Raw genomic sequence first — 26834 nt, 5'->3', positions numbered from 1 at the left:
CGCACCTCGTGTCTGATTGATCATGCTCGCCCCACCTCAGGATTTACGGCAGAATTCGGGACGAAACCCAAGGATTGCCCCAGCACGCGGCAAATTCGCACGCCCGGGCAAGGCTGCTCACAGTGAGGGCTAGGGCAACGCATAGTCGACTCATAGAAAAGTAGCGATACTTACTACTATGAGCACACGTGAGAGCACGCACACCGGCCACGGCCCCCGACTGACCAAGGCCGACGGCAGTGCCATTCGCGTACTCGTCGTCGACGACGAACCGACGCTCACTGATCTGCTCTCGATGGCCCTGCGCTACGAGGGCTGGGAGGTGCGCACCGCCGGCGAAGGCCGCCAAGCACTCAGCATCGCCCGCGAATTCCGCCCCGACGCCATCGTTCTCGACATCATGCTGCCCGACATCGACGGCCTGCAGGTGCTGCAGCGGGTGCGCGCCGACGGCTACGAGACACCGGTGCTGTTTCTGACCGCCAAGGATTCCCTCGACGACCGCATCATTGGCCTCACCGCCGGCGGCGACGACTACGTCACCAAACCGTTCAGCCTCGAGGAGGTCGTCGCCCGGCTGCGCGGTCTCATCCGCCGCTCCACCCTGGCCGTGGCGGACTCGACCGACCCGCGCATTACCGTCGGCGACCTCACCCTCAATGAGGACAGCTACGAGGTGTTTCGCGACGGCGACGCCATCGAACTGACCGCGACCGAGTTCGAACTGCTGCGCTTTCTCATGCGCAATCCGCGCCGGGTGCTCAGCAAAGCCCAGATTCTCGACCGGGTCTGGAGCTACGACTTCGGCGGCAAATCCAGCGTCGTCGAAATCTACATCTCGTACCTGCGCAAGAAGGTCGATGTCGGCCACGAGCCGATGATCCACACGGTGCGTGGCGCCGGTTACATGCTCAAAACTGCTTCATGACTGAGCGGATGCCCCGTCGCCGCGGCCGCACCCGCTCGCCCTGGACCCTGCAGCGCCGCCTCGTGCTCACCGTCGTCGGGCTGCTCGCGGTCGTGAGCATCACGATCGGCATCGTGAGCGTCGTCATTCTGCGCGCTTCCCTGGTCGACCGGCTAGACCTACAGCTCGCCTCGGCCGCTGACCGTTCCGGGGCCGCGCTCGGCGGCGTCGGCGACAACGACGGCGACCGTCTCGGCGACCTGCCCGGCAACCCCTACTTCGGCACTCCGACGGCCGACAGCATTCTCAGCGGCCCGGCCCAGCCGCCCGGACTACTCGCCCTCGTCTACGACGGAACCAGCATCACGACCGGCTACACCGACGACGAGAGCGGACAAATCGAGGCGCTCACGTCGGAGCAGGTGCAGATCCTCGCCGACCACGTCAACCAATCGACGCCGGTCACGGTGCACCTCGGCGGCGAACTCGGCGAGTACCGAGTGCAGGCCGAAACGTCCCGCACCGGCACGCTCTACCTGGTCGGCCTTCCGCTTTCCGGAGTTGCTGCCACGGCCGCCCAACTGGCCCTGATCGTTGGCCTTGTTTCGCTCGTCGGACTCGTGATCGTCGCCATCATCGCCGCCTGGGTGGTGCGGCTGGCCCTGCGCCCACTGCAGAGGGTCACCGCGACCGCCACCCGGGTCGCGCAGCTGCCGCTGGACCGCGGCGAGGTCTCGCTCGATGATCGGGTTCCGGCCGGCGACACCGATCCGCGCACCGAGGTCGGCCGGGTCGGCGCCGCCCTCAACCGCATGCTCGACCACGTCGACCTCGCCCTGGAGGCTCGGCAGGCGAGCGAACGCAAGGTGCGCCAGTTCGTCGCCGACGCGAGCCACGAACTGCGCACCCCGCTGGCATCCATTCGCGGGTATTCCGAACTCACCCGCCGCAGCGGCCAGGAGCTGCCGCCCGACGCCATGCACGCGCTCGGTCGCATCGAGTCGGAGTCGGTGCGCATGACCGGGCTGGTCGAGGACCTGCTGTTGCTGGCCCGCCTCGACGAGGGCCGTGAACTCGAACTGGAGCCGGTGGACCTCACCATGCTGCTCGTCGACGCCGTCAGCGACGCGCACGCCGCCGGCCCCGATCACGGCTGGAACGTCGAGCTGCCCGAAGAACCGATCGAGGCGACCGGCGACGAACCGCGCCTGCGTCAGGTCATCGCCAATCTGCTCGCTAACGCCCGGATCCACACGGATGCCGGCAGCAGCGTGGTCATCGTGCTCACCGCCATCGGCGACCAGGCCGTCATCACGGTCACCGACAACGGTCCGGGCATTCCCGATGCCCTCAAAAACACCCTGTTCGAACGGTTCGCCCGCGGCGACAGCTCACGCTTTCGCGGAACCGGCAGCACCGGCCTGGGCCTCGCCATCGTGGCAGCGGTCGTCGCTGCGCACCACGGCGAAGTCAGTGTCGAGAGCGCTCCCGGTCGCACCCAGTTTCGGGTGGCGCTTCCGCTCGTCGCGGCCTAGTCGGCTTCGTTCAGCCGCTCCAGCAGAACGGCGAACTGGTCGAGCTCGGCGGTCGTCCAGGTGCTGAGGCGTCGGTGAACGAGAGCGGTGCGCTCGCGGCGCACCTTGGCCAGCTTCGCCTCGGCGAGCGGGGTGAGCGCCAGAAACCGCGCGCGACCGTCGAGCGGATCGACCCGGGTTCCGACGAGGTCCAGCCCACAGAGCAGCCTGGCCTGGCGGCTGATCATGCTCCGATCCACCGCGAGCACCTCGGCGACGACTCCGGCGTGGGTTTCACCCCGTCGAGCGAGCACGCGCAGCACAGCCAGCCCGAACGGCTCCAGGGCCGGGTCGATGCTGGCCGCGGTCGACCGGGTGCTGGCCCGGATTCCCGAGGCGAGCAGGGCCATTTGTGCCTCAACCCGGGCGAGTTCGGGGCTCTCGCCATCCACAAATGTCGGTGCGACCCTGTCACTCATCGCGTGTTGTCCTGGTCTTGTCGCTCGCGGGCTGCACGATACGAATCGACTGGGTATCGTGGGCGCGCCCCACCGGCAGCAGGCCAGCGGACGCCGCGCTCACGTCGATCACGATGTCCTCCACGGTTTCCGTCTCGCGCAGCCGGGTCGATTTCGGCGCCGGAGTCGACTCTACGGTGGCCGAGCGCACCCGATCGATGCCGGTCTCCGTGCCGAGCGGATGATTGGGCAGCAGCGACACCATGAGGAGGGTCACGAGAACCAGCGGTGCGCTGACCAGGAAGATCAGGCCGACGCCGGAGCCGTAGGCCGTTTCAACGATGATGCGCAGCACGTCGGGCAGCAGATTGACCTGCGGGATGACACCGTCGCCCAGCAGTCGACCCGCATCCGCTTGATTGGCGGGGCTGAGATTGCCGACGCGGCTGCTGATCTGCGTGGCGACGACACTGCCCAGAATCGACCCCATCACCGAGACACCGACCGCGCCGCCGAGGCTGCGGAAGAAGGTGACCGAGCTGGTGGCGACGCCGAGGTGTCGCACCTCAATGGTGTTCTGCACGACCAGAACAAGGTTCTGCATGACCATGCCCAGGCCGGCTCCGAGGGTAAACATATAGACGCCGACGAAGACGAGGCTGGTGTACACATCGAGCGTGCCGAGCAGGGTGGTGCCGACGAGCATGAGCACGGAGCCGGAGACCATGATCGATTTCCAGGTGCCGCGCCGACTGATCACGGTTCCGAACAGCGTCGACGAGATGAGTAGGCCGCCCATCATGGGAATGGTGAGCAGGCCGGACTCGGTTGGCGTCGCGCCGCGGGCGAGCTGCATGTACTGGCTGAGAAAGACGGAGGTTCCGAACAGGGAGACGCCGACCGCGAGGCTCGCGACCGTCGCGAAGGTAAAGGTGCGACTCCGAAACAGGCTGAGCGGAATAATCGGCTCCGTGGCGCGCATCTCGACGATGACGGCCGCTACGAGCAGCAGGACGGCACCGATTGCCATGACCCACGAGGTCATCGACAGCCACTCAAACTGCGAACCGGCCAGGGTCACCCAGATCAGCAGCAGGGAGATGCTGCTCGTGATGAGCGCGGCGCCCAGATAATCCATGCGTACGACCCGCTTCGGCCGTGCCGGCAGGTGCAGGGTGCGCTGCAGCAGCACGATGGCGACGATTGCCACCGGCAGGGCGATGAAGAAGTTCCAGCGCCAGCCGAAGGCATCCGTTACGACGCCGCCGAGCAGAGGGCCGCCGATGGTGCCGAGGGCCATGACCGCGCCGAACAGGCCGGCATAGCGGCCGCGCTCGCGGGGGCTGATGATGTCGGCCATGATGATCTGGCTGAGGGCGACCAGACCGCCGGCGCCGAGGCCCTGCAGCACCCGGAACGCGATGAGGGTGCCCGCGTCCTGCGAGAAACCGGCGAGGGCGCTGCCGATCACGAAGACGGCGAGGGCCAGCTGAATGAGCAGCTTGCGGTTGAACAGGTCGGCGACCTTGCCCCAGATGGGCGTGCTCACCGTCGTAGCGAGCAGCGTCGCCGTGACGACCCAGGTATAGGCCGACTGCGAGCCCTTGAGGTCACTGAGAATGAGCGGCAGCGACGTGCTCACGACGGTGTTCGCCAGAATCGACACGAACATGCCCAGCAGCAGGCCCGACAGGGCTTCGAGCACCTGGCGGTGGGTCATCGAACCGTCGGGGGCCGGCTCTCGAGCGGTTCGACTGGCGCGGGCCATGCGACTCCTTAAGTGGTTGACAGATATCAACGATAGGCAGGTAGTGGATGCATGTCAACCATTTCGCGTCGGCAGATGCGACACTGGCCGGTAAGTGGATGCTGATTTGCGCGCGCCCGCAACCTGCCGTAGGGTGAACTTTAGCCACAGACCGCCGGTTGCTGCGCTATGTCGAAAGACAGAAGTGCAGACGAAGGTTCATTCACGTGAACGGCCCGCGCAGGTGTTCGAAGTTCAGCTACAATCTTTTGGATTGTTCCCCAAGCTCCGGCGCCCTGCGCTGGAGCTTTTTTCATGTCTGCGCCCCGGGCTACCCGGCACATGATTATTAATGAGGAGCACCATGGCGAACAAGGAAGCAACGGTCGCCGAGCTTACGGAGAAATTCCAGAGCTCGACCGCCGTTCTGCTCACCGAGTACCGCGGTCTCACTGTTGCGCAGCTCAAGAGCCTGCGTAAGTCCATCAGTGAGGACGCCACGTACGCCGTGGTAAAGAACACGCTCACCAAGATTGCGGCCAACAATGCCGGCATCACCTCGTTCGACGAGGAACTTGTCGGTCCGTCCGCTATCGCCTTCGTGCACGGAGACCCCGTCGCCGTCGCGAAGACCCTGCGTGCCTTTACCAAGGCAAACCCTCTCCTGGTGGTAAAGGGCGGTTACTTTGACGGTAACCCGCTCACCGCAGCGGAGGTTGGCAAGCTTGCCGACCTCGAGTCCCGCGAGGTGCTGCTGGCCAAGCTGGCCGGCGCCTTCAAGGCATCGCTGTTCGGAGCCGCTTATCTCTTCCAGGCACCGCTGTCGAAGGCTGTTCGCACCATCGACGCGCTGCGTGAGAAGCAGGAGTCCGCGAACTAGGCACCTGCCTGGTTCACGGTTCACGAATTTTTAAGAAACTAATAGGAGTACATCATGGCAAAGCTTTCCACTGAAGACCTGCTTGAGCAGTTCAAGGGCCTGACCCTCATCGAGCTCTCCGAGTTCGTCAAGGCGTTCGAGGAGACCTTCGAGGTCACCGCAGCCGCTCCCGTCGCCGCTGCCGGAGCCGCTGGCCCCGCCGCTGCTGCTGAAGAGGTCGAAGAGCAGACCGCGTTCGACGTCATCCTTGACGCCGTTGGCGACAAGAAGATCCAGGTCATCAAGGTTGTGCGCGAGCTCACCAGCCTGGGCCTCGGCGAGGCCAAGGCTGTTGTCGATGGCGCGCCGAAGGCCGTCCTCGAGGGCGTTGCCAAGGATGCTGCCGAGAAGGCCAAGGCTTCCCTCGAAGAGGCCGGCGCAACCGTTACCCTCAAGTAATCAACGCCCCATAGGGGCTCTGATTGAGGCGTAGCCGACCAGTTTTCGGACTGATCAGCGTGCAAGGGGCGTCGTTTCCGAAAGGAGACGGCGCCCCTTTGTCGTACCCCAGCGGGCCTGATGAGCGTTACCCACAGCGGATGCCGCGCTCGCGCAGGTGTGTTGTCAGGAACCCGAGACGGTCGGTTGACGTGGCGCGCTCGTGCTCGAACGAATAACGAGGTTCGTCTGGAGCACGGTGGACGCGTCATCGTGCCCACCAAGCGTTGGGTTCTCAAACTCGGCCAGCAGCGAAGCAACCGCGAGCTGGCCCTGCCGACGCGGATGCTGCTCCAGTGTTGTGAGACGAAACATTGTGGAATATGGATGCCCGTCGATTCCGATCACGCTGAGCTCTGCTGGCACCTGGATACCCAATTCCCGAGCCGCGACAATGAGTCCAATCGCGATCTCGTCGCTCGCCGCGAAGATCGCGGTCGGTCGCTGCCGTGGGTCGCCCAGGAGGGCCAGACCGCGCTCATGGCCGCCGGGAACGGTGAATTCAGAGGTATGAAGGCACCCTTGCACCGGTAAACCCGCCTCCGTCATGGCCGCCTCGAAGCCGCCGTAGCGGTTTCTGTGCACGTGAAAATCCATCTCATTGACCCGGCTGCCGCCGACGTGCACGATGTCGCGATGCCCGAGGCTGAGCAGGTGCTCTGTGGCCAGCCTGGCGGCGGCAACGTCGTCGATGGAAATGGTGGGCACGCCGCGAATAGCGCCGCCGATCCCGACCAGCGGGCGCCCCAGACGATGTAGATGATTGACCTCGGCGTCGCTCAGGGCAACGCCCACCGAGACAATGCCGTCGAAACGCTTGCGGGCCAGAAAGAACTCAAAGACGCGCTCGCGTTCGGGAGAGGCCAGGGGCAGGTTGTACAGGGTCATGTCATAGCCCTGCTCGAGCAGTGCCTCTTCCACGCCTTCCAGCACCTCGGCGAAGAACCAACGGTTAATAAAAGGAATGATCACCCCGACGCTCTTGGTTCGGCCGGTCACCAGGCTGGCGGCGTTTTGTGACGCAACGTAACCGAGCTGCCTGGCCGCGTCGACAACCTTCTGGCGGGTCTCGGCCGAGACGTAGCCCCGGCCGCTCAGTGCCCGGCTGGCAGTGGCCTTGGCCACATCGGCGAGGCGCGCGACATCGGCAATTGAACTCATCTGGTCTCCGTCTTTGGCGACTGGTTCTCAGACACGATAGCGCGGGTTGGCGCATCATGGAACCGGTTCCATGATAACCCCTGATTCTCTGCTGATGTTCCGCCACACATGGAGGGTTCCCAGCGGCAGGTTTTGGATCTTTGCCATTTTGTTATCTTCGCAGGGTTGCTATCGCTGATCGGGTGACGTAATTTATGGTGTGGAACCGGTTCCCGAGTTGTGGCAGAAATAGCTTATTCTGGGCCGGTGCCACTAGTCCGGAGCCACCCGCCCTGGCGGAATCTCAGCACCACCACTCGACCAAGCACCACTCAATGAGGAGAAACAAGATGCGGTCTTCCCTGCACCGTCGAATTACAGCACCGCTCGCCCTGGCGGCGATCGCGGGTCTGGCCCTAAGCGCTTGCTCCGGCGGCCCGGGAGCTACCACCAATGAGGCTGGCGCCGAGGGCGACGGCGTTGTCACCATCTATGGCACGATCGCCGACACCGAGGCCAAGCTGCTCGAAGAGTCCTGGGCCGGCTGGGCAGCAGACAACAACATCGACATTCAGTACGAATCGTCGAAGGAGTTCGAGTCGCAGATCTCCATTCGCGCCCAGGGTGGCAATGCCCCCGATATCGCGATTTTCCCGCAGCCCGGCCTCATGAAGGACCTGGCCTCCCGCGACTTCCTGAAGCCCGCCCCGGCGGCCGTCGAGGCGAACGCCGACGAGAACTGGTCGGCCGACTGGAAGGCCTACGGCACGGTCGACGACGTCTTCTACGGCGCCCCCCTCATGGCGAGCGTCAAGGGTTTTGTCTGGTACTCGCCGGCGAAGTTTGCGGAGTGGGGCGTTGAAGTGCCCACGACGTGGGACGAGCTGCTCGCCGTTACCCAGACCATCCAGGAAAAGACCGGCGCGGCCCCATGGTGCGCGGGCTTCGGCTCTGGCGACGCCACCGGCTGGCCGGGAACCGACTGGGTCGAAGACCTGGTGCTGCGCGAGGCCGGAGCCGAGACCTACGACAAGTGGGTCGCCAACGAGATTCCCTTCACCGACCCGGCCATCGCGTCGGCCTTCGACTCGGTGGGCGAAATTTTGCTCAACCCGGCCTTTGTCAATGCCACCTACGGCGACGTTGCATCGATCAACAGCACCCCCTTCGGTGACGTTGCCATCCCGGTCTCTGACGGAACCTGTGCGATGACCCACCAGGCATCGTTCTTTGATGGTTTCATCACGGATGCCGGTGGCGAGGTCGGTCCCGATGCTGACGTCTGGGCTTTCATCACCCCGTCCGTTGAGGCGGGCGGCCAGGCTGTTACCGGTGGTGGCGAAATCGTCGGTGCATTCTCCGACGATGCCGACACGCAGGCAGTTCTGGAGTACCTTTCCAGCGCCGACTGGGCCAACAGCCGGGTGGGCCTGGGCGGTGTGATCAGCGCCAACAAGGGACTCGATGCCAGCAAGGCGACGAGCCCCATCCTGCAGGAAGCGATCAAGATCCTGCAGGACCCGGACACCACTTTCCGTTTCGATGGCTCCGACCTGATGCCGGGTGCCGTGGGAGCCGGAACGTTCTGGAAGGGAATGGTGAGCTGGATCAACGGCACGCCGACCAGCGAGGTGCTCACCAGCATCGAAGCGGGTTGGCCGTCGAGCTAGCCTGAAACAGTCAACACTCAGGCATGAAACGGTGTGCCGCCCGCCTTCAGAAACGGGCGGCACACCGTGCGTGACAGGCGTACGTTGCGTATACGTTTTCACCGGTTGTCGAGCGAATACCAGGGTTCACTGCCGTACTCGAAAGGTTTCAGATGTCCGCATTCTTCTCCTGGCTGGCGCAATTACCAGCGCTGGCACAAGTTCCGATCGTCATTCTGGCTTTCGGTGTCGTTGTCGGTGCCATCTTGTTCTTTGTAGAGGTTGCCCCCCGCTCTGGCCGCATCTACACGGCCATTCGTCTCGCCGTCTGCGTTCTGGCACCCCTGATTATTCTGCTGGTGGCCAACTCCTACACCTGGGCCATCATCGGTGCCGGTGTGTTGGGCCTCGGCTTCTTCTATATCGACTATCGATCGCGCAAGGGCGCTGGGTACCTATTTCAGCTGGTTGGTTTTCTCGCTCCCGCCATGCTCCTGCTGGCCATCGGCCTGGTCATTCCGACGATTCAAACCACCGTGCAGGCCTTCATGAGCGCTCGCGGTGACCGGTTCGTCGGCCTGGAGAACTTCGTCTGGATCTTCACCCAGCCCGAAAACGTGCGCATCGTGCTCAACACGATCGTCTGGGTGCTCATCGTCCCGACCGTCTCGACCATTGCCGGCCTCGCCTACGCGGTATTCATCGACAAGAGCCGCGGTGAAAAATACTTCAAAATTCTGGTCTTTATGCCGATGGCTATTTCGCTGGTGGGGGCATCCATTATCTGGCGTTTCGTCTACACGGCCCGCCCGGCCGATCAGGAGCAGATCGGCCTGCTCAATCAGATCGTGGTGTTGTTTGGCGGCCAGCCGGTCGACTTTCTCTCCTTCTCTCCGTTCAATACCCTGTTCTTGATCGTGATTCTGATCTGGGTGCAGACCGGATTCGCGATGGTCGTGCTCTCGGCCGCCATTAAAGGCGTACCGACCGAGCAGATGGAGGCCGCCGAACTCGACGGAACCAACGCCTGGCAGCAGTTCGTGAACGTGACCGTTCCGGGCATCCGCGGCGCCCTCGTCGTAGTTCTGACGACAATTTCTATTATTTCGCTCAAGGTCTTCGACATTGTGCGCACCACGACGGCCGGCAATAACGAGACCAGCGTCGTGGCCAACGAAATGTATACCCAGTTCAAGAACTTCGAGCAGGGCCGCTCCGCCGCCTTCGCTCTGGTGCTCTTCCTGCTGGTGCTTCCGATCGTTGTGTATAACGCCCGCCAGATTAAGAAGCAGAGGGAAATCCGATGAGCGCGGTCATTCCGGTAGACGCCACCACTAAGCGCCGCAGTGCCCGGAGCACGGAAGCAACGATCGCCCGCAAGACCAAGAAGCGGTTGACCAGCCGCGGAGCGACCATCGGGGCGCTTATCATCGCGGTGCTCTGGTCTATCCCTACCTTGGGCCTGCTGGTGTCGTCATTCCGGCCGGCGCAGGAAGTGCGCACCACCGGCTGGTGGACCATCTTCACCAACACCGGGGTCACCTTCGACAACTACATCACTGCTCTGGCCGCCGGCAATAGCCAGATCAATCTGGCCGGGTCGTTCATTAACTCGATCGCAATCACTCTCCCGGCCACGCTCATCCCGTTGATGATTGCCAGCCTTGCGGCCTACGCCTTTGCCTGGATCGATTTTCGCGGCAAGAACGTGATGTTCATCGGAGTCTTCGCCCTGCAAATCGTGCCGATTCAGATGGCGCTCGTTCCGTTGTTGCAGTTCTTCTCCGGCGGCACGCTCTTCGGCTACCCGGTGGTCGCGGCGCTCAACCCGGGCAGCGGCTACTCGCAGGTCTGGATCGCGCACACCATGTTTGCCCTGCCGCTGGCCATCTATTTGCTGCACAACTTCGTCTCGGAGATACCGGCCGAAGTCATTGAAGCCGCTCGGGTTGATGGCGCTGGCCACGGGCAGATCTTCTTCCGCATCGTGTTGCCCCTGACCATGCCGGCCATCGCCTCGATCGCCATCTTCCAGTTTCTGTGGGTCTGGAACGACCTGCTGGTGGCGCTAATCTTCGCCGACGGCGCGGTTGCCCCGATGACCAAGCTGCTCGCCGAACTCTCCGGCGCCCGCGGCCAGGACTGGCATCTGCTCACGGCCGGTGCGTTCCTGTCAATTCTGGTGCCGCTGATCGTGTTCTTCTCCCTGCAACGCTTCTTTGTGCGGGGCCTTCTGGCCGGGTCTACCAAGGGGTAGGTGGGCCTGCAGATCTCCGGTGAATGGTTACCGGGGCCGACCCCGACGGGGTGGCCCTCGGTCGTTATGCCCAGCGCAAGGCGTTGGCGTTGAGGGAGTTGTCGACGACGAGGCTGATGGTGCCGGCGACGTAACGGTCGACTGACCACTCCAGAGGTAGGCCGTCGCGGCTGAAGCTAACGCGCTTGTGCATGAGCAGCGGGGACCCGCGGCGCACATTGAGCAGCCGCGCGTCTTCCGCCCCTGCGGGGCAGGCGGAAAACTGGTGCTCCGCGCGGGAGAAAGTGATGTTGGCCGTCGCCGCGAGCCAGGCAGTCACCGACGGGCAGTCGGACGAAATCTGCTCCACCTCGGCGCCGACCGAGTCCCGGTAGCGGGTGCGCTCCACCATGATGGCGCTGCCGTCAAGCAGGCGTACCCGCACAACGCAGAACACGCGAGCGGCTGTCGGTAGCCGAAGTTCCTCGCGGTCGAGCGGCGAAGCGTCCTGCCACACCCCCGAGATGACGTGGCCGGCTGGAACGCGCCCGCGCGACGACGCCCATTGGGCAAAACTTCGAAATTCTTCGAACGTGGCGGCTGGCCGCGGCTCGCCGACGACGGTGCGCCGACTGCCACGACGGGAGGCCAGGACCCCCTCGGTTTCGAGTTCGCCCAGCGCCTGCCGGATGGTACCGGGAGCAACGTCGAATTCTTCCGAGAGCTCACGTTCGCTGGGCAGCTGACTTCCGCGCTCATAGAAGCCCCGGGTAATTGCGCCTCGAACGGCTTCTGCAATGTCGTGATACCGCGCCACGCCCAACCTCACTCTGTACGGCCGCGCTCTGAGCGCCCAACCTGGATCACTGTCCAAAGTATTGCGTCACCGCAACGTGCGACGACCGCACCGGACTCACGCACTGGGGGTTCACCGAGCGTTTACCTACTCGTCACTCAATTTACCCATCCCGGCCCAACTTCTCTAGTGAACTTCGAACGTCAAAGATCAAAGTTCACTAGAGAAGTTGGGTGAGCGATGATCTTTTGTCTCGGGAGTCTCCGTCGGTGACCCACCGGTACACGATCATTCTGGCTGAAGAGGATTTCAATGAACACGTCGCACCGCCGTTACCTGCCCGCAATCCTGCTTGTCGGCGCGATTGGCCTGTCTGGTTGTGCTAGCACCTCCACTGACGCTGCCGCGGACGCAGGCTGGGCCGCCGCGACATCGGTCGAAGCCGGTGGGGGGCTGGACAGCCTTGTCAGTGCTGCGCAGGCTGAAGGAACCCTGAACGTCATGGGACTGTATCCGGACTGGGCAAACTATGGGGTGTTGGTCGAGGAATTCACGGCGACCTACGGCATTGAAGTCGACAACGACACCTCGGCCGGTTCCAGCCAGGACCAGATCAATGCCATCAAGAATCGCATTGGCCAGAGCCGGTCCCTCGACTACCTCGACACCGGAGTTTCCTTTGCCAACAGTGCCAGTGCGGAGGGGCTCCTGGCTGAGTATCGTCCTGCCACGGTTGCTGACATTGACCCGGCACTGACGGACACCGACGGTCGGTGGACGAACCAATACGGCGGTTACGTCACCATCGGGTGTGACGCGGCGGCGGTGGCGGTGTGTCCCACATCTTTCGCCGAACTCAACGATTCACAGTACGCCGGCAAAGTCGCTCTCACCGGAAACCCTGCCCAGGGCGAATCCGGCTTCAACGCGGTTTGGGCCGCAGCGATGGCGATGGGCGGCAGTCTCGACGACATCCAGCCGGGCATCGACTTCATGGCGGAGTTGTCGGCGAGCGGCATCCTCATTCCCGTCGAGGCCAACGCTGGAACGCTGGAAACCGGTGAAACCCCCATCATTATCAACTGGGACTACCTGAATTTGGCAGCCGCCGATGACACTGCCGCAGCTGGTGTCGATTTTAAAGTTGCCATCCCGACGGACGGCACTATGGCGTCTTACTACGCCGCGTCGATCAATGCAGACGCCCCGCACCCCGCTGCGGCACGCCTCTGGATCGAGTTCATGTACTCCGACGAGGGCCAGAATATCCTGCTCAATGGCTACACCCGACCCGTGCGTTTTGACGCACTGGTCGAATCCGGTACTGTCGACACGGCTGCGGCCGATAGGCTCCCTACCGTCACGAACGGCTTCGAGTTTCCGTCCGAAGCCCAGCGCAGCGCCGCCAACCTGCTCCTGGCTGAGAAGTGGGACGCAGCGGTCGCCTCGTGACGCTCACGGTGGCTAGGAGCGACGCTCCCTCCGGCACTGATTCGGTCGATCGGGCAACGGATCTCGTTCATTCGTCGCCCGCTCGGCCCGAGCGCCGAGGCGACTCCTCGTTCATGGGACTGATCCCTTTCCTAGTCTTCATCGCATTTTTTCTGGGCGTGCCGGTCTGCGGCATCGTGCTGTCGGCGTTTCGAGTCGCCGACGTCAACGACCCGGGAATCTACGTGCCCAGCCTGGCCAACTTTGTGGCCAGTTTCCGGGGGGCGTCCTGGGAGGCAATGCAGAACAGCCTGCAGATTAGCCTGATAGCCGCACTGACCGGCGGCATTATCGGTCTGGCCCTCGCGCAGGCCATTCTCACTACGCGCTCCAAGAAACTCACCGCCGTGGTCACCGTACTCACGAGCGTGCTGGCCAATTCCGGAGGCGTTCCGCTCGCGTTCTCCTTCATCGCGGCGGTCGGGAACGCCGGCATCATGACGGGGCTCCTGTCACTGACGGACCTGGGTTTCACCCTCTACAGCAGCGGCGGACTCATTCTGATGTATCAGTATTTTCTGATACCGACCATGGTCATGGTTGTTTTGCCCACCCTGGCCGGCCTGCGCTTGGAGTGGAAGGAGGCGGCAGCCTCCGTCGGGGCAACCAGCTGGCACTTCTGGAAGAAGGTCGGCTTGCCGATCGCCACTCCGGCGATTCTGGCCGGATTTGTCCTGCTCTTTGGCGCGTCGTTCGCGACCCACGCCTCGGCCGCGGCCCTGATCGGAGGCGGTGGAGTACCCCTCATTACCCTCCGCATCGACAGTGGACTGGCCGGTGGCAACTTGGCCGGACAGGAGAATGTGGCGATGGCACTGGGTGTCAACATGATCATCGTGGCCCTGCTGGTCTTACTCGTCTACATGCCGCTGCAGAAACGGAGTCTGAGATGGTTCCAATGAAGCAGCCGACGCGTGCGGCGCGCGGCATCCGTATCGTGGCGCCGGGGCTCAGCTGGGCCTTGATCATCTTGGTGGCGCTCTACATTGCGGTGCCGATGCTCTGCGCTTTAGCCTTCAGCATCTACGTGCCCACCATCGGATTCACCTTTGAGCCGTATCTGGAATCGGTGCGTGACCCCGGATTTTTCGGTGCGCTTTCGCTGACGCTGCTCATAACCGTTCTGACCGTTTTCGGGCTACTGGCCATTATGGTTCCGACCATGGTGTATCTCCACCTCAAGGCGCCCCGGTGGCGCCCCATTATTGAGATCGTCTGCACGATCCCCCTCGTCGTACCGTCAATCGCTCTAGCGGCCGGATTAGTCACCGTGCTGCGCAGCATGGCCAGTTTCGGTCGCGGTTCCGTGCCGGCTCAGATCAGCCAGCTGCTGCAAAACCCCGACCTGCCTATCGTTCTGATCGGCAGCTACATCGTCTTAACCCTGCCATTCGTATTTCGATCGCTCGATGCTGGTCTGCGCACCATTGATCTGCGTACCCTCGTCGAGAGCGCACATTCACTCGGGGCGAGCGGCGCCACAGTGCTCTGGCGGGTCATCCTGCCCAACATTAAAGGGCCGGTAATCTTCTGTGTCTTCTTCTGTATCGCACTGTGCCTGGGTGAATTCACGATGGCGGTGACGCTTGGCTATCGAACTCTGCCAGTTTGGCTCACCCAAATTGCCGGATCCAATTTTCGCGCGTCCATTTCCATGTCCCTCCTCATTAACGCACTCACCTGGGCACTGTTGATCGCCATGACCGTACTCGCCGGACGGGCAGCTCCCGCGCGCGCCCTGGCCTTGAAAGGACACGAATCGTGACGCTTACAGCAACAATCGCTCACCCCCGAAGTGCAACGGGGGCGCGTATCGAGTACACCTCGGTGAGCAAGAAATTTGGTGATACTACCGTGCTCACTGGCCTTGACCTCACTGTCGAACCCGGGGAATTTGTTGCACTGCTCGGCCCTTCTGGCTGCGGAAAAACAACAGCGCTGCGAATTCTTGCCGGGTTCGAGACCGCGTCGAGCGGTACTCTCACGGTGGACGGGCGCGATGTATTGCAGGTTGCGGCCCACCGGCGCGGCATTGGCATGGTGTTTCAGTCGTACAGTCTGTTTCCCAACCTCAGTGTGGCCGACAACGTATCGTTCGGACTCGTCGTGCGACGCGAAGGCAAGGCCAAGCGGGTAGCGAAACTGACCTCTTTGCTTGAGCTGGTCGGGCTGCCCGGTTTCGCAGATCGGTTTCCGGCTCAACTTTCCGGCGGACAACAACAGCGCGTCGCGCTCGCACGAGCGCTCGCCGTTGAGCCTCGGGTGCTGCTCTTGGATGAACCCCTGTCGGCTCTGGATGCCAGGGTGCGCGCCTCACTTCGGGAGGAGATTCGCAACCTGCAACTCCGGCTCGGGATCACAATGCTCTTTGTCACCCATGACCAGGATGAAGCGCTAGCGATGGCCGATCGGGTGGCGGTCATGCGGGGCGGTGGAATCGAACAGATTGACCAGCCGGGGGTTCTCTACGACCAACCGAGCACTGATTTCGTTGCTCGCTTCGTTGGTACGACGAACCAGCTCGCCGTCGCCCGCGGCGCGGCCGTCCCCGAGCTCTGGACGCCCCACCGTGATGGCGATCGTGATTTGCTTTATGTGCGGCCCGAATTGCTCATGCTGGAGGCGTCCGAGCGCGGATCTGCCCACATCATTTCCCACGTTTACCGCGGTGCGACGACTCGCATCACGGCCAAGATCGAGGGTGACATTAGTCACGGAAGTTCCGAGATCAAGGTCGACGTTCCCTCGGCTAGCGCAGCCAAATTAGCGATCGGCCTGAGAGTTCGGGTTCGACTTACGGGGCGCCCGGCGCTTCGGATGGAGGCATAAATGCAAGCCCAATTTCTTAACACCAGCATTGACGTGAGCGCGAGCTTGCTGCCGGGCGCAGCATCTGCGATTATTTTTGACTGCGACGGACTACTCGCGGACACCGAGGACCTCTGGTTGCGTGCCGTGGCTGCGTGCGCGAACGAGCGCGGCACAACCCTGACCGACCTGGCCGGTTTTCGGGGTGGCGCAATAGACGACGTGGCCGTGCAGCTCGTGACGATCCTCGCCGCTGCCGGGCTTCCGACCCCCTCGGTAAACAAATTGGAGGTGTCGCTGTCCGAAGAATTTCAATCCCTCATCGCCCAGGAGGCGACCGCGATGCCGGGAGCTGTGGCCCTGGTGAGTGAACTCGCGTCACGATTCCCCGTCGCGGTCGCGTCAAACAGTCCGCGTGCGCTGCTCGACCAGATTCTGGAACGTATCGGTGTGCGGGACTTGATCACGTGTTCCGTCGCCCGGGATGAGGTGTCGGCGGGCAAACCCGCTCCCGAGCTGTACGTGGCTGCCCTCCGCAAACTGCACGAACTCGATCCATTGGTAACCGCCGAGACAGCCGTCGCCTTTGAAGACTCGGCGGTGGGGGCGTTGGCTGCTATGAGTGCCGGCCTGCTCGTTGTCGGCGTCAACGCTGACCCGAAAGTGGTCCTCAACTGCCACGTGCGGCACACCACTCTGCTCGAAGAAGAACTCGTCGATTGGGCCCGTATCTTGGAACGGGAGAAGCCCGCGCAGGTCGGGCCGTACACTTTCGTCGGGGGCTCCTTCGACGCGGCGACGTCGACTTTGACCGTGCAGTGCCAATATCCGGCCGAACAAACGGCGCGGGTGCAGGTTTATGCCCAGAGTGACTGTCTGTGGAACGAGCTGCCGGCAGGTCTACCCGTGGCATCGGCATCCGTGCCCAACAATAGGGAATCACTTTCAATAGATCTGGCCCACCTGCCCGACGGGACCTATCGTTTTCTGCTGGTGATGGATGGTTTAGTACCGGAATGGAATGGGCGGACCGGTGAATTCACCGTGCGGACAACCGTGCCAGTGGCGCAGTCCGCAGCTCCTCAGACAGCGGCGCCCGCTACGTTCACTCCGGAATCGCCGGAGCAGGGTGTGACCGCCATGACCTGGAATCTCTGGTTTGGCGGATGCCACTCCAACGACGGCCACGCCAAGCAGGTCGCGTACCTTCGGGAATCTTCCCACTCGATCGTGGCCCTGCAGGAGTCTTTCGGGGATCATGGCCGTCGGTTGGCGGCGGCGATGGGGTGGAATATCGCGCAACAGGGTCATGACACCGCGGTGATAAGTCCGTATCCACTGTCGCTTCATCAGACCGAGACCGATCCCTTCGCAACCTGTGCCACCGTTTTCACACCGACCGGCGCCGTCACGGTGTGGTCAGCGCACCTGTGGCACTCGGACTACGGCCCCTATACGGCCGATGATGCGCGCATTCCTGCGCGCTATACCCTCGCCAGCCGGGGCGAACGCCGACGCACAGGCGAGCTCGCGAAAATCTTGTCTGAACAGGGCCGGCTCGAGCGCGAGGGCGTTGTGTCTGCACAGGATTCCATTCTCATCATGGGTGATTTCAACGTGCCCTCGCATCTGGACTGGAAGCCGGGACACCGCGCCAATACTGTCGAGTGGCCCACTTCACGCATGCTCGAGGTCGCGGGGTACGCCGATGCATTTCGAGTCGTTCATCCGAATGTTGGTGTCGCGCCCGGGCACACCTGGTCGCCGATCATCCCATCCGATGAGGAACCTCGGGACCGGATTGACTTCATCTTTAGCCGGGGCGCGCGCGCCGTAGCGGCCTATACCGTAGCCGGTGAGGCAGAGAGCGAGGCACCCCCAAAGCGCCGCATCGGTGAAAACCGCCAAGTTGGCCTGGGTGCGAGCGTTCTAGGCCACCACCTTGAGAATGCGTGGCCGACCGATCACGCAGCTGTCGTGGCCCGGTTGCACTGGAATTGACGGAGGTTCCTGGGCCGAGTCGGGACATCCGCCTCGCGGCGTGGTGTGCGCTGCTTTGCTGCCGACCGAAAAAGTAGTCCACAGCTGCGTTTAGAGTAAGTGCATGAGTGGAATGCACGGGGCCCCTGGCCACGGCCCGCGGCAGCAGGCGGGCGTGGAGCGCCCCCGCAAGCGAGTCAGTGGAGCGGATACCGCGGCGCAGCGCGCCGAGAACGCGCTCGCCCCGCGCATCCCGCACCTGCTCGCCCGCATCACCGATCTGTTCGCGCCGCACCGCAACACACTCATCGTCACGGTCGTACTCGTTCTGATCAGCGCAGCCCTCTCGGTCGTGCCGCCGCTCCTCACCCAGCGGGCCTTCGACGACGGCCTCTTTCCGCCCGGCGACACCCCGAACCTCTCGGTGCTTGGCGTTCTCGTGGCGCTCATGCTCGGTGTTTTTCTGGTCAACGCGCTGCTCGGCGTCTGGCAAACCTGGCTCACCGCGAGCGTCGGCAACAAGGTGATGGGCGCCCTGCGGGTGCGCCTGTTCACGCACCTGCAGGCTATGGAACTGAGCTTCTTCACCAAGACCAAGACCGGCGTGATTCAGTCGCGGCTGCAAAACGATGTCGGCGGTGTCGCGACGGTGCTGACCAACACGATTTCCAGCATCCTGGGCAACACGGTCACGGTTATCGCGGCGTTCGTGGCGATGCTGCTGCTCAACTGGCAGTTGACCATCGTGGCGGTCGTGCTGATGCCGGTTCTGGTGTTCGCCCAGCGCCGGGTCGGGCAGGTGCGGGCGCGCATCGCCGGTAAGACCCAGGAATCGCTCTCGGACATGACCGCGATCACCCAGGAGACACTGAGCGTGTCGGGAATTCTGCTCTCCAAGAGCTTCACCCGGCAGCAGAACGAGATCGATCGGTATGCGCAGGAGAACCGCAACCAGGTGCGGCTGCAGGTGAGCCAGCAGATGAGCGGCCAGTGGTTCTTCGCCACCGTGAGCGTGTTCCTGTCGGCGATTCCCGCGATCGTCTACCTCGTGGCCGGTGCGCTCGTGTTCAACGGAACCACCGAGATCACCCCCGGTACGATCGTGGCCTTCACGACCGTGCAGTCCCGGCTGATCTTTCCGCTGCTCGGACTCATGCGGGTCGCCCTCGACCTGCAAACCTCGTCAGCACTGTTTGCGCGCATCTTTGAATACCTCGACCTGAAGCCGGCGATCAGCGACAAGCCCGACGCGGTGCTCGTGCCGACGGCCGGCACCGATCGGGGCCGGGTCGAGTTCGACCGGGTACGGTTCGCCTACCCGGATGCCGGCGGCGACGCCCGCCCGACCCTCGACGACGTGTCCCTGACAATCGAGCCGGGCCAGTTCGCGGCCTTTGTCGGGCCGTCCGGCGCCGGCAAAACCACGGTTTCCTACCTTATTCCGCGCTTTTACGAGGTCTCGGCCGGCCGGGTGATGTTCTCCGGGGTCGACGTGCGGGACCTGCAGCAGGAGTCACTCGTATCGCACATCGGCATCGTCAGCCAGGAAACCTACCTGTTTCACGCGACTATCGCCGAGAACCTGCGTTACGCGAAACCCGAGGCAACGGATGCCGAGCTGGTCACCGCAGCGCGCGCCGCCAACATCCACGACACGATCGACTCCTTTCCGGCGAAGTACGACACCATGGTGGGGGAGCGCGGCTACCGGCTGTCCGGCGGCGAGAAACAGCGCATCGCTATTGCCCGGGTGCTGCTGAAGGACCCGCCGGTACTCATTCTTGACGAGGCCACGAGCGCGCTCGACTCCATCTCGGAGAGCGTCGTGCAGGCCGCACTCGACACGGCCAGTCACGGCCGCACGACCATCGCGATCGCCCACCGCCTGTCGACGATCGTCGACGCCGACGTGATCTTCGTCGTCGACGCCGGCCGCATCGTCGAGCGTGGCACCCATGCCGAACTGCTGGCCCGAGGCGCCGTCTACGCGTCTCTCTACGCCCGCCAAATCACGTCGAGCCCCACCTCCTAAACTTCCCGGGCCCAGGCCGGGGAAGGGGGCCCATGATAGATCATGGGCCCGGTTCCCGAGGGTGGGCCCGGTTCCCGAGGGTGGGCCCGGTTCCCGAGGGTGGGCCCGGTTCCCGAGGGTGGGCCCGGTTCGCGCGACACCACACACCCCTGTTCACTTTCGCGTCGACGGGGCAACGTTTCCTGTTTACCTTCGGGCAATGTGCTGGTCACCCGCATTTTGGAAGATCGGTGTGCTCCACATTGGGGCTTACCCATCGCCCAAATAGCAGACGGACAGTAATGAAAAAAACTCGACTCCTTGCCGCCACAGCCGTAGCATCAGTCGCGATCCTGGCCTTAGCCGGATGCGTGCAGAGCAGCGCCGCAACATCGCTGGACACCGATGGGTCGGCCGATCAGGCCCTCACGGTACTCATCAGTGGCGGTGAAAACATCCAGGCGCTGTGGGAAGACCACCTCATTCCCGCCTTCGAAGAGGAGAACCCCGGTTACACCGTCGCGGTCAACCTCGATCTGCACGGCGAGCACGATGCCCAGACGATGGCCAAGCTGACGAGTGCCACGGAGCAGGAAAAGGACCCGGGCTTCGACCTCGTTGACGGCGGATTCGTGCCCATGGCCGCCGAGGCCGGACTGCTGACGCCGATGACCGCGGACGAAATTCCTGCCTTCAATGACATTCCGGGTGACGTCGTCGAGGCCGGTGGTGCCGGCGGGATCGCCTACCGCGGCTCCGTCGTTCTGCTGGCATACGACACCGCCACCATCCCGACACCGCCGAAGACCCTCGACGAGCTGCTGGCATGGATTGAGGCGAACCCGGGCGAATTCACCTACAACTCCCCGAAGTCCGGCGGATCCGGCTCGGCCTTCGTCGCGACGGTCCTCGACAAGTACGTTTCTGAGGATGCCCGCGCAAAAATGACCGTCGGCTACGAGAAGGAACTGGAAAGCGAGTGGACCGAAGGGTTCGAAACACTCCGCAGCCTGAACCCGTACATCTACCAGAATGGTTTCTACCCCAACGGCAACCAGCAGACGCTGGACCTGCTGGCGAGCGGTGAAATCTCGATGGCGCCGGTCTGGTCCGACATGTTCATCTCCGGCAAGAAGAACGGCGCGATTGGCGAGTCCGTGAACTACACGCAGATCGCCGACCCGTCCTTCACCGGAAGCGCAGCCTACCTCGGCGTTCCGGCTGCCAGCCCCCGCCAGGAGGGTGCGCTCAAGCTCGCCAACTTCGTCCTGACCCCCGACGCTCAGGAAATGATCGTGAACGAGATCGCCGGCTTCCCGGCAATCAGCCTCGACCTGCTTTCGGCCGACATCCAGAACGAGTTCGAGGATGCCGATACCGGCAACCTGCGCAAGGGCTACTTCTCTCAGATGGGCAGTGACTTGAGCAACCTGTGGGATCAGGAAGTTCCGGGACAGTGACTCTCGCCCCGACCCGGGGCTCAAAGCGACGCGCCATAGCCACCCCGGCTGTGGCGCGTCGCCCGTTGGGCTTCTTCCTTGCCCTTCCCCCGATCATTTTGATTCTGCTGTTCGTGGGATTCCCGATCGTCCTGGCATTTGCGTTCAGCATCGGCCTGACCGGTGGCCTGAACCACGTGATCGCCTCGATCGGCCTGAACGTGCACGAAGCCGAGAATTGGTGGGGAACACCGGCGGCCTATATCGAGGTGCTCTCGAACTCCCGCATCCTGCGAGACCTCTCGGTCACCGTCGGCGTGACAGCGCTCAGCACGGTCATCGTCATTTTTCTGGCTCTGGGCATCGGGCTGTTCCTCAAGCTCCGTGACGGACGGATGGCCCGGCTGCTGTCCGGTCTGGCGATCATCCCGCTGTTCATCCCGGTGGTCATCGCCTCCTGGGCAATCGTCACGTTCTACTCCGGTGACGGCTTCGTGCGCAGCGTCTTTGCGCAGTTCGGTGTCGAGGCACCGGTGTGGGCCTTCACCATGGTCGCCGTGGTGATCGGATCTGTGTGGACCTCGCTGCCGTTCGCGGTACTCATGATCACCTCCGGCCTGCAGGCCATTCCCAACGCCATGATCGAAGCGGCGCGGGACGCCGGTGCCGGGTTTCTGCGCATTGTCGTATCCATTCTCATTCCCATGGCCTTCGTACCGATCTTGATCGCGGTCACGTTCACCGCGATCGGCGTGGTCGGCTCCTTCACGGTGCCGTACTTCACCGGGCCCAATGCGCCCAACATGCTCGGCGTGAGCATGTCCAACTATTTCTCGGCCTTCAACCAGCCGCAGCAATCCGTCGTGATGGCCTTCATCGTCTTTGTGATCGCATCCGGTATCGCTGCAGCGTATGTCTGGGCCAACTTTCGATCAGCAAAGGATCAGGGGAAAGTCTGATGACGATGGTCACCAAGCGCGCGCGCCAGGACGCAGCGCGGCTCAACTTCAGCGGTCCGCTCAGCGGGCTCTTTTTCGTCCTCATGGTCGTTTTCATTCTCGGCCCGCTGGCCTGGCTGGGCATTCGAGCATTTGCCGAATCCTGGACCTTCCCCAACCTCGGCCCGGACGGCTGGACCCTGCGCTGGTGGAGCGTGGTGCTCGGCGACGAAACGCTCGGCCGTGCGGTGCAGAATTCGCTCGCGCTCGCCGCGTTGACCGTGCTGGTGTCGGCCTGCATCTGTCTGCCGGCCGCGTATGCTTTCGCGCGCTACGAATTCTGGGGTCGGCGAACCTTTCTGATCGGGCTGTTCGCCCTCAACGCCTTCCCGAAAATGGGTCTGTACGTCACCATCGCCTCGCTGTTTTACGCGTTCAACCTAATGAGCACCGTGCTGGGCGTGTTGATAGTGCACGTTTTGGGAACCGTAGTGTTCATGACCTGGATTCCCGCTGCGGCCTTCGCCGCGGTGCCACGCAGTCTCGAGGAAGCCGCGCGCGACGCCGGGGCCTCGAAACTGCAAGTGTTCCTCAGCGTGACCTTTCCCCTGGCCCTGCCCGGAATTTTGGTGGCCGCGGTGATGTCGTTTCTGGCGTCGTTCGACGAGGCGCAGGGGACCTATCTCATTGGCGCACCCGACATTATGACCATGCCAACGCAGATGTACACCCTAGTGCTCAACTACCCGAATCAGGTGGCGGCTGTGTTCTCCATTCTGCTGGCCATCCCCTCGGTCGCCCTGCTGCTGGCGGCGCACAAGCACATCGTCGGCGGCACGCTCGCCGAGGGATTCCAAATCAAATAGCTCCGCTCCGGCAATCGCAAGAAGTGTAGAGAAGACCATGACTTTGATCGAAGAAATACATTCCACGACACCCACACACCGTGAAACGGATGCCGGCGGCTCGCGCGGTCTGCGCGTGCGCGGCCTCCACAAGGTGCTCGGCGGTCGCACCATCATCGACAATCTCGACCTGACCGTGCAGGACGGGGAGCTGGTCTCCCTGCTTGGCCCCTCCGGCTGTGGAAAAACCACGACCCTGCGCATGATCGCCGGATTCCTCGCGCCCGACGCCGGCTCGATCCAGGTGCACGACCGCGAGGTGTCCGCCCTCGGTGCCGAGAAACGGCCCAGTGCCATGGTGTTTCAGAACTATGCGCTGTGGCCGCACATGACGGTCGTGAAGAACGTTGGCTTCCCCCTCAAACTGCGTCGACTCGGCAAAAAAGAGATCGAGCAGCGAGTGGATGCTGCCCTCGCGCTGGTCAACCTGCTGCACCACAAAAACTCACGTCCGGCCCGCATCTCCGGGGGTGAGCAGCAGCGCGTTGCCCTGGCGCGCGCCCTGGTGCAGGAGCCGGAGCTGCTGTTGCTGGACGAACCGCTCAGCAACCTGGACGCGAAGCTGCGGGTGAAAGTGCGTGAGGACATCCGTGAAATTCAGCAGCGCCTGGGCATCACGACGCTGATCGTGACGCACGACCAGGACGAGGCGATGTCGATGTCCGATCGAATCGCCGTGATGAACGCCGGAAAGATTGAGCAGTTCAGCCGCCCGGCCGAGCTGTATTCCCGGCCGGAAACCGAATTCGTCGCCACCTTTATCGGCAGCCTGAACCGGATCGAAGGTTCGCTGGTGAACGGCGCCGTCGTGCCCGGTGACGACGTCATCGGCATTCGCCCGGAAGACGTGGTGTTCACCCTGCACGCATCATTCGATGCACGCCCGGCCGTCGTCGAGCGCGTCGTGCCCCACGGGCATTTTCACGAAATCTACCTGAAGCGCGATGACGCCACTCTTCGCGCCTTCGCCTCCGGGCTGCCACCGGCGCCCGGCGATCGCGGTCACGCCGCCATCCAGAAGGCGCTTACCTTTCGGCAGGGCCGGCTCGTCACGGCCGCCGGGGTGGCGGCATGAGCGCGCCCAGCGCGGCCGCCCAGCGGGTCGCCGCCGTCACCGCTCACCGCGGGGATTCCCAGAATTTTCGGGAGAATACCCTCGCAGCGATTCGATCGGCGATTGCGGCGGGGGCGGACTACGTCGAGGTCGATGTTCGGGTCACCCGTGACGGCCAGGTGGTGTTGCTGCACGATGCGAGTCTCCTTCGGTTGTGGGGCTTCGACGCCGCCATCGCGGACCTGACCTACGCGCAGGTCGCCCTGTTGGGCGGCGACGATCTTCGTGTCCCGTTGTTGCGAGACGCGCTGAAGCTGTTCGAAGATTCCCCCGCCCTGCTGCTTATCGACATGGACGAGGAAGCGCCGGCCGCGCAGGCTTTTGACGTAGTGCGAGAAAGCGGCCTGGACGTCGCGTGGTGTGGAAGTTTGGCCGGGATGCGGCGCATCCGTTCTCTGGATGCTGCGGCTAGCATCTGGCTGCCGTGGCACCGGCGCGAGGCGCCCCCGCTCGAGTTGATCGATGAGCTCCGGCCGGATTTTGTGAACGCGGAGTATGTCGTGCTCAGCCGAAAGCTCGTGGACGACATTCATGCCCTGGGCTTGCGGGTCGCCTGCTGGACGGTCGATAGCGCCGCGATCATGCGGTGGGTGCTCGCGCTGGGCGTGGATTCCGTGACCTCCAATCGGTTGGCTCTGCTCGCCGAGACCGTGCGCGAGGCCGTCGGGCCTGAGCCGGCGGCTTTCTCTGCGGTTTCGGCGTTCTCGGCGGACGAGCTGCGCGAGGCCAGTGCGATTGCCCGGGAACTCGCGATCTGGGCGCAGGACTATAGCCGATCCGCCGACAAGGGAACAATTTCGACCAAGGCGAACCCAGGCGACCTCGTGACCGAGGTGGACGTTGCCGTCGAGGCACATGTTCGCGCGCGGATTGCTGCCAAATTTCCCGGCCACAACTTCGTCGGCGAAGAGATGGGCGGCGAGGCGCAGGCCGGCGTGCCGTGCTGGTACCTCGACCCGGTCGACGGCACGACAAACTACGCCAACCTGATTCCGTGGACGTCGTTTTCACTCGCCCTGGCGGTGGATCACGTTCCCTACGTCGCCGTCGTGTCCGAACCCTGGCGCGGCGACCTGTTCGAAGCGGTGGCCGGGCAGGGCGCCCGGCTCAATGGCGCTGCCCTGGCGCTGCCCCGAGCCGGCGAGGGACCGCTGTCGCTGGCCGGACGGGTCGTACACACGGAACTCGCCGGGCACCTGCCGTGGCCGGGCATGATCGAACTCCTGACCGCGCTGGGCGAGCGGTTCAGCATCATGCGGGTGATGGGCTCAGCCACGCTGACCGTCGTGGGAATCGCCGCCGGACGGGGAGCCGCCTCGGTGATCGGCCAGTTCAGCGCCGTCGACCATCTGGCCGGCACCCTGATCGTGCAGGAGGCCGGTGGCGTCGTGCTTGACGAAGACGGGATTCCGAACGCGTTTCCTCGGCGCGGCGGCATCGTGGTTGCCGCCCCCGAGGCCGCGACGGAAGTGTATGGCCTGTGGCGCGCCGCCGTGCGCGCGAGCTGATGCCCGCACTCGACGCACTCGACGGTCTCGACCGGCAGACGCCCTGGCACCTGGTCGACCGGTTACCGCTCGACTTTGCCACCTTCCACCCGCAGGGGCTGGCCTTCGCCGCGGGACTCACCTTTCTGTCTTCGGTGGAGATTCAGGCCGAAACCCGTGGAGTGGGTCACGTGTTCATCATCGACGAGCGCGGAGCGCTGCAGCGGGATGTGATCGTGGGCGACGGCGAGATGTACCACCCGGGCGGCGTCGACTTCGACGGCAGTTCGGTATGGGTGTCGGTGGCGCAATACCGCCCGGGCGGCCAGAGCATGATTATGACGATCGACCCGGCGTCCGGCGAGGTTCGGGAGCGCTTTCGGGTCGCCGACCACGTGAGCTGGGTCGTCTGCGACCGGGTGAATGGCCTCGTGCACGGCGCCAGCTGGGGCTCACGGTTCTTCTACACCTGGACTGTTGCTGGGGCGTTGGTCGCGTATTGGCCGAATCCGAGCGGGTTCATCGACTACCAGGACTGCCGCTTTCTCGGTGAGGGTCTCATCGCCGCGAGCGGAATCGCGGTGCTGAGCGGGGCATCCGGAGCCTTTGAGCTGGGCGGGTTGGCACTCATCGATACCGCACAGCGCACGATCGCTCGGGAATTTCCGATCGGCCTGTACTCGACGGCCGGGCACACGGTCACTCGAAACCCGTTCTCGATCTCGCTCGACTCGGGCTGCGTGACGATGCGGGTGGCCCCCGACGACGACGACGAAGGCAACGGCACCGAAATTCTGACCTATTGCGCCACCCCCTGACGCCATCGTGCACGGGGCCCGGACCCGGAACGTGGGCCC

23 protein-coding genes are annotated in these 26834 nt (G+C 63.6%); 19 read left to right on the top strand and 4 right to left on the bottom strand.

What is annotated here, in order from left to right; genetic code table 11:
* Positions 1–178 precede the first annotated feature (178 nt).
* On the top strand, positions 179–928 hold the full coding sequence (locus tag E3O11_RS06000; protein WP_092448364.1) for a response regulator transcription factor: 750 nt from the start codon (positions 179–181) through the stop codon (positions 926–928).
* Positions 925–2442, top strand: coding sequence for a sensor histidine kinase (locus E3O11_RS05995; RefSeq protein WP_198415555.1), 1518 nt, complete (start codon positions 925–927; stop codon positions 2440–2442). Before E3O11_RS06000 ends, E3O11_RS05995 begins: the two co-directional genes overlap by 4 nt.
* On the opposite strand, the gene E3O11_RS05990 is transcribed toward E3O11_RS05995, so the two are convergent.
* Positions 2439–2900: a MarR family winged helix-turn-helix transcriptional regulator gene (locus E3O11_RS05990; protein WP_092448363.1), complete on the bottom strand. Its 462-nt coding sequence runs from the start codon at positions 2898–2900 to the stop codon at positions 2439–2441. The two genes, E3O11_RS05995 and E3O11_RS05990, sit on opposite strands and share 4 nt — an antisense overlap.
* Positions 2893–4647 (bottom strand): MDR family MFS transporter, encoded by a 1755-nt coding sequence (locus E3O11_RS05985; RefSeq protein WP_134495436.1) that lies wholly within the window; start codon positions 4645–4647, stop codon positions 2893–2895. The genes E3O11_RS05990 and E3O11_RS05985 overlap by 8 nt, the downstream gene beginning before the upstream one ends.
* A 343-nt stretch (positions 4648–4990) precedes the next feature.
* Between E3O11_RS05985 and rplJ the strand changes: the two genes are divergently transcribed.
* Together rplJ and rplL are read left to right on the top strand one after the other, a co-directional pair.
* The gene (gene rplJ, locus E3O11_RS05980; protein WP_092448362.1) at positions 4991–5506 is read left to right on the top strand and encodes a 50S ribosomal protein L10; all 516 of its coding nucleotides are present in this window, start codon (positions 4991–4993) and stop codon (positions 5504–5506) included.
* A gap of 54 nt (positions 5507–5560) precedes the next feature.
* Positions 5561–5944, top strand: coding sequence for a 50S ribosomal protein L7/L12 (gene rplL, locus E3O11_RS05975; RefSeq protein ID WP_092340409.1), 384 nt, complete (start codon positions 5561–5563; stop codon positions 5942–5944).
* A 165-nt stretch (positions 5945–6109) separates the two neighbouring features.
* Here the strand turns inward: rplL and E3O11_RS05970 are convergent, their stop codons facing one another.
* Positions 6110–7144, bottom strand: coding sequence for a LacI family DNA-binding transcriptional regulator (locus E3O11_RS05970; protein ID WP_092448361.1), 1035 nt, complete (start codon positions 7142–7144; stop codon positions 6110–6112).
* Positions 7145–7473: 329 nt separating this feature from the next.
* Here E3O11_RS05970 and E3O11_RS05965 point away from each other — a divergent pair, with 329 nt between their 5' ends.
* From E3O11_RS05965 to E3O11_RS05955, 3 genes are all read left to right on the top strand, one after another.
* Positions 7474–8793 carry an ABC transporter substrate-binding protein gene (locus E3O11_RS05965; protein WP_092448360.1) on the top strand — a complete coding sequence of 440 codons (1320 nt, stop codon included), beginning with the start codon at positions 7474–7476 and terminating at the stop codon, positions 8791–8793.
* A gap of 152 nt (positions 8794–8945) precedes the next feature.
* Positions 8946–10079 (top strand): carbohydrate ABC transporter permease, encoded by a 1134-nt coding sequence (locus E3O11_RS05960; RefSeq protein WP_092448359.1) that lies wholly within the window; start codon positions 8946–8948, stop codon positions 10077–10079.
* On the top strand, positions 10076–11029 hold the full coding sequence (locus E3O11_RS05955; RefSeq protein WP_092448358.1) for a carbohydrate ABC transporter permease: 954 nt from the start codon (positions 10076–10078) through the stop codon (positions 11027–11029). The genes E3O11_RS05960 and E3O11_RS05955 overlap by 4 nt, the downstream gene beginning before the upstream one ends.
* A 64-nt stretch (positions 11030–11093) precedes the next feature.
* Here E3O11_RS05955 and E3O11_RS05950 read toward each other — a convergent pair whose 3' ends face one another.
* Positions 11094–11825, bottom strand: coding sequence for a GntR family transcriptional regulator (locus E3O11_RS05950; RefSeq protein WP_166787504.1), 732 nt, complete (start codon positions 11823–11825; stop codon positions 11094–11096).
* Positions 11826–12116: 291 nt separating this feature from the next.
* On the opposite strand from E3O11_RS05950, the gene E3O11_RS05945 reads away from it, so the two are divergent.
* The 12 genes from E3O11_RS05945 to E3O11_RS05890 all read left to right on the top strand — a co-directional run bounded on the left by E3O11_RS05945 (position 12117) and on the right by E3O11_RS05890 (position 26795).
* Entirely contained in the window at positions 12117–13256 is a 1140-nt protein-coding gene (locus E3O11_RS05945; RefSeq protein WP_092448356.1) for an extracellular solute-binding protein, read from the top strand.
* A 113-nt stretch (positions 13257–13369) separates the two neighbouring features.
* Positions 13370–14197, top strand: a complete 828-nt coding sequence (locus E3O11_RS05940; RefSeq protein WP_092448355.1) for an ABC transporter permease — start codon at positions 13370–13372, stop codon at positions 14195–14197.
* Positions 14194–15060 (top strand): ABC transporter permease, encoded by an 867-nt coding sequence (locus tag E3O11_RS05935; protein ID WP_158251608.1) that lies wholly within the window; start codon positions 14194–14196, stop codon positions 15058–15060. Before E3O11_RS05940 ends, E3O11_RS05935 begins: the two co-directional genes overlap by 4 nt.
* Positions 15057–16124 (top strand): ABC transporter ATP-binding protein, encoded by a 1068-nt coding sequence (locus E3O11_RS05930; protein ID WP_092448353.1) that lies wholly within the window; start codon positions 15057–15059, stop codon positions 16122–16124. Before E3O11_RS05935 ends, E3O11_RS05930 begins: the two co-directional genes overlap by 4 nt.
* The gene (locus E3O11_RS05925; RefSeq protein ID WP_092448352.1) at positions 16125–18104 is read left to right on the top strand and encodes an HAD family hydrolase; all 1980 of its coding nucleotides are present in this window, start codon (positions 16125–16127) and stop codon (positions 18102–18104) included.
* Positions 18105–18207: 103 nt separating this feature from the next.
* Positions 18208–20115: an ABC transporter ATP-binding protein gene (locus tag E3O11_RS05920; RefSeq protein WP_369828659.1), complete on the top strand. Its 1908-nt coding sequence runs from the start codon at positions 18208–18210 to the stop codon at positions 20113–20115.
* A gap of 281 nt (positions 20116–20396) precedes the next feature.
* Positions 20397–21554, top strand: coding sequence for an extracellular solute-binding protein (locus E3O11_RS05915; RefSeq protein ID WP_092448351.1), 1158 nt, complete (start codon positions 20397–20399; stop codon positions 21552–21554).
* A gap of 50 nt (positions 21555–21604) precedes the next feature.
* Positions 21605–22492 (top strand): ABC transporter permease, encoded by an 888-nt coding sequence (locus tag E3O11_RS05910; protein WP_233197200.1) that lies wholly within the window; start codon positions 21605–21607, stop codon positions 22490–22492.
* Positions 22492–23337 carry an ABC transporter permease gene (locus E3O11_RS05905; RefSeq protein WP_241994664.1) on the top strand — a complete coding sequence of 282 codons (846 nt, stop codon included), beginning with the start codon at positions 22492–22494 and terminating at the stop codon, positions 23335–23337. Before E3O11_RS05910 ends, E3O11_RS05905 begins: the two co-directional genes overlap by 1 nt.
* 37 nt (positions 23338–23374) lie before the next feature.
* Entirely contained in the window at positions 23375–24451 is a 1077-nt protein-coding gene (locus E3O11_RS05900; protein WP_092448350.1) for an ABC transporter ATP-binding protein, read from the top strand.
* Complete coding sequence (locus E3O11_RS05895) at positions 24448–25998, top strand: inositol monophosphatase family protein (protein ID WP_092448349.1); 1551 nt, start codon at positions 24448–24450, stop codon at positions 25996–25998. Before E3O11_RS05900 ends, E3O11_RS05895 begins: the two co-directional genes overlap by 4 nt.
* Positions 25998–26795, top strand: coding sequence for a DUF6454 family protein (locus tag E3O11_RS05890; RefSeq protein WP_166787503.1), 798 nt, complete (start codon positions 25998–26000; stop codon positions 26793–26795). The genes E3O11_RS05895 and E3O11_RS05890 overlap by 1 nt, the downstream gene beginning before the upstream one ends.
* The last annotated feature ends 39 nt before the right edge of the window (positions 26796–26834 follow it).

This window comes from Cryobacterium levicorallinum, from assembly GCF_004402405.1.
GTDB lineage: Bacteria > Actinomycetota > Actinomycetes > Actinomycetales > Microbacteriaceae > Cryobacterium > Cryobacterium levicorallinum.
Note: the sequence above shows the minus strand (reverse complement) of the source record. Positions and strands in the feature narration are given on the sequence as shown.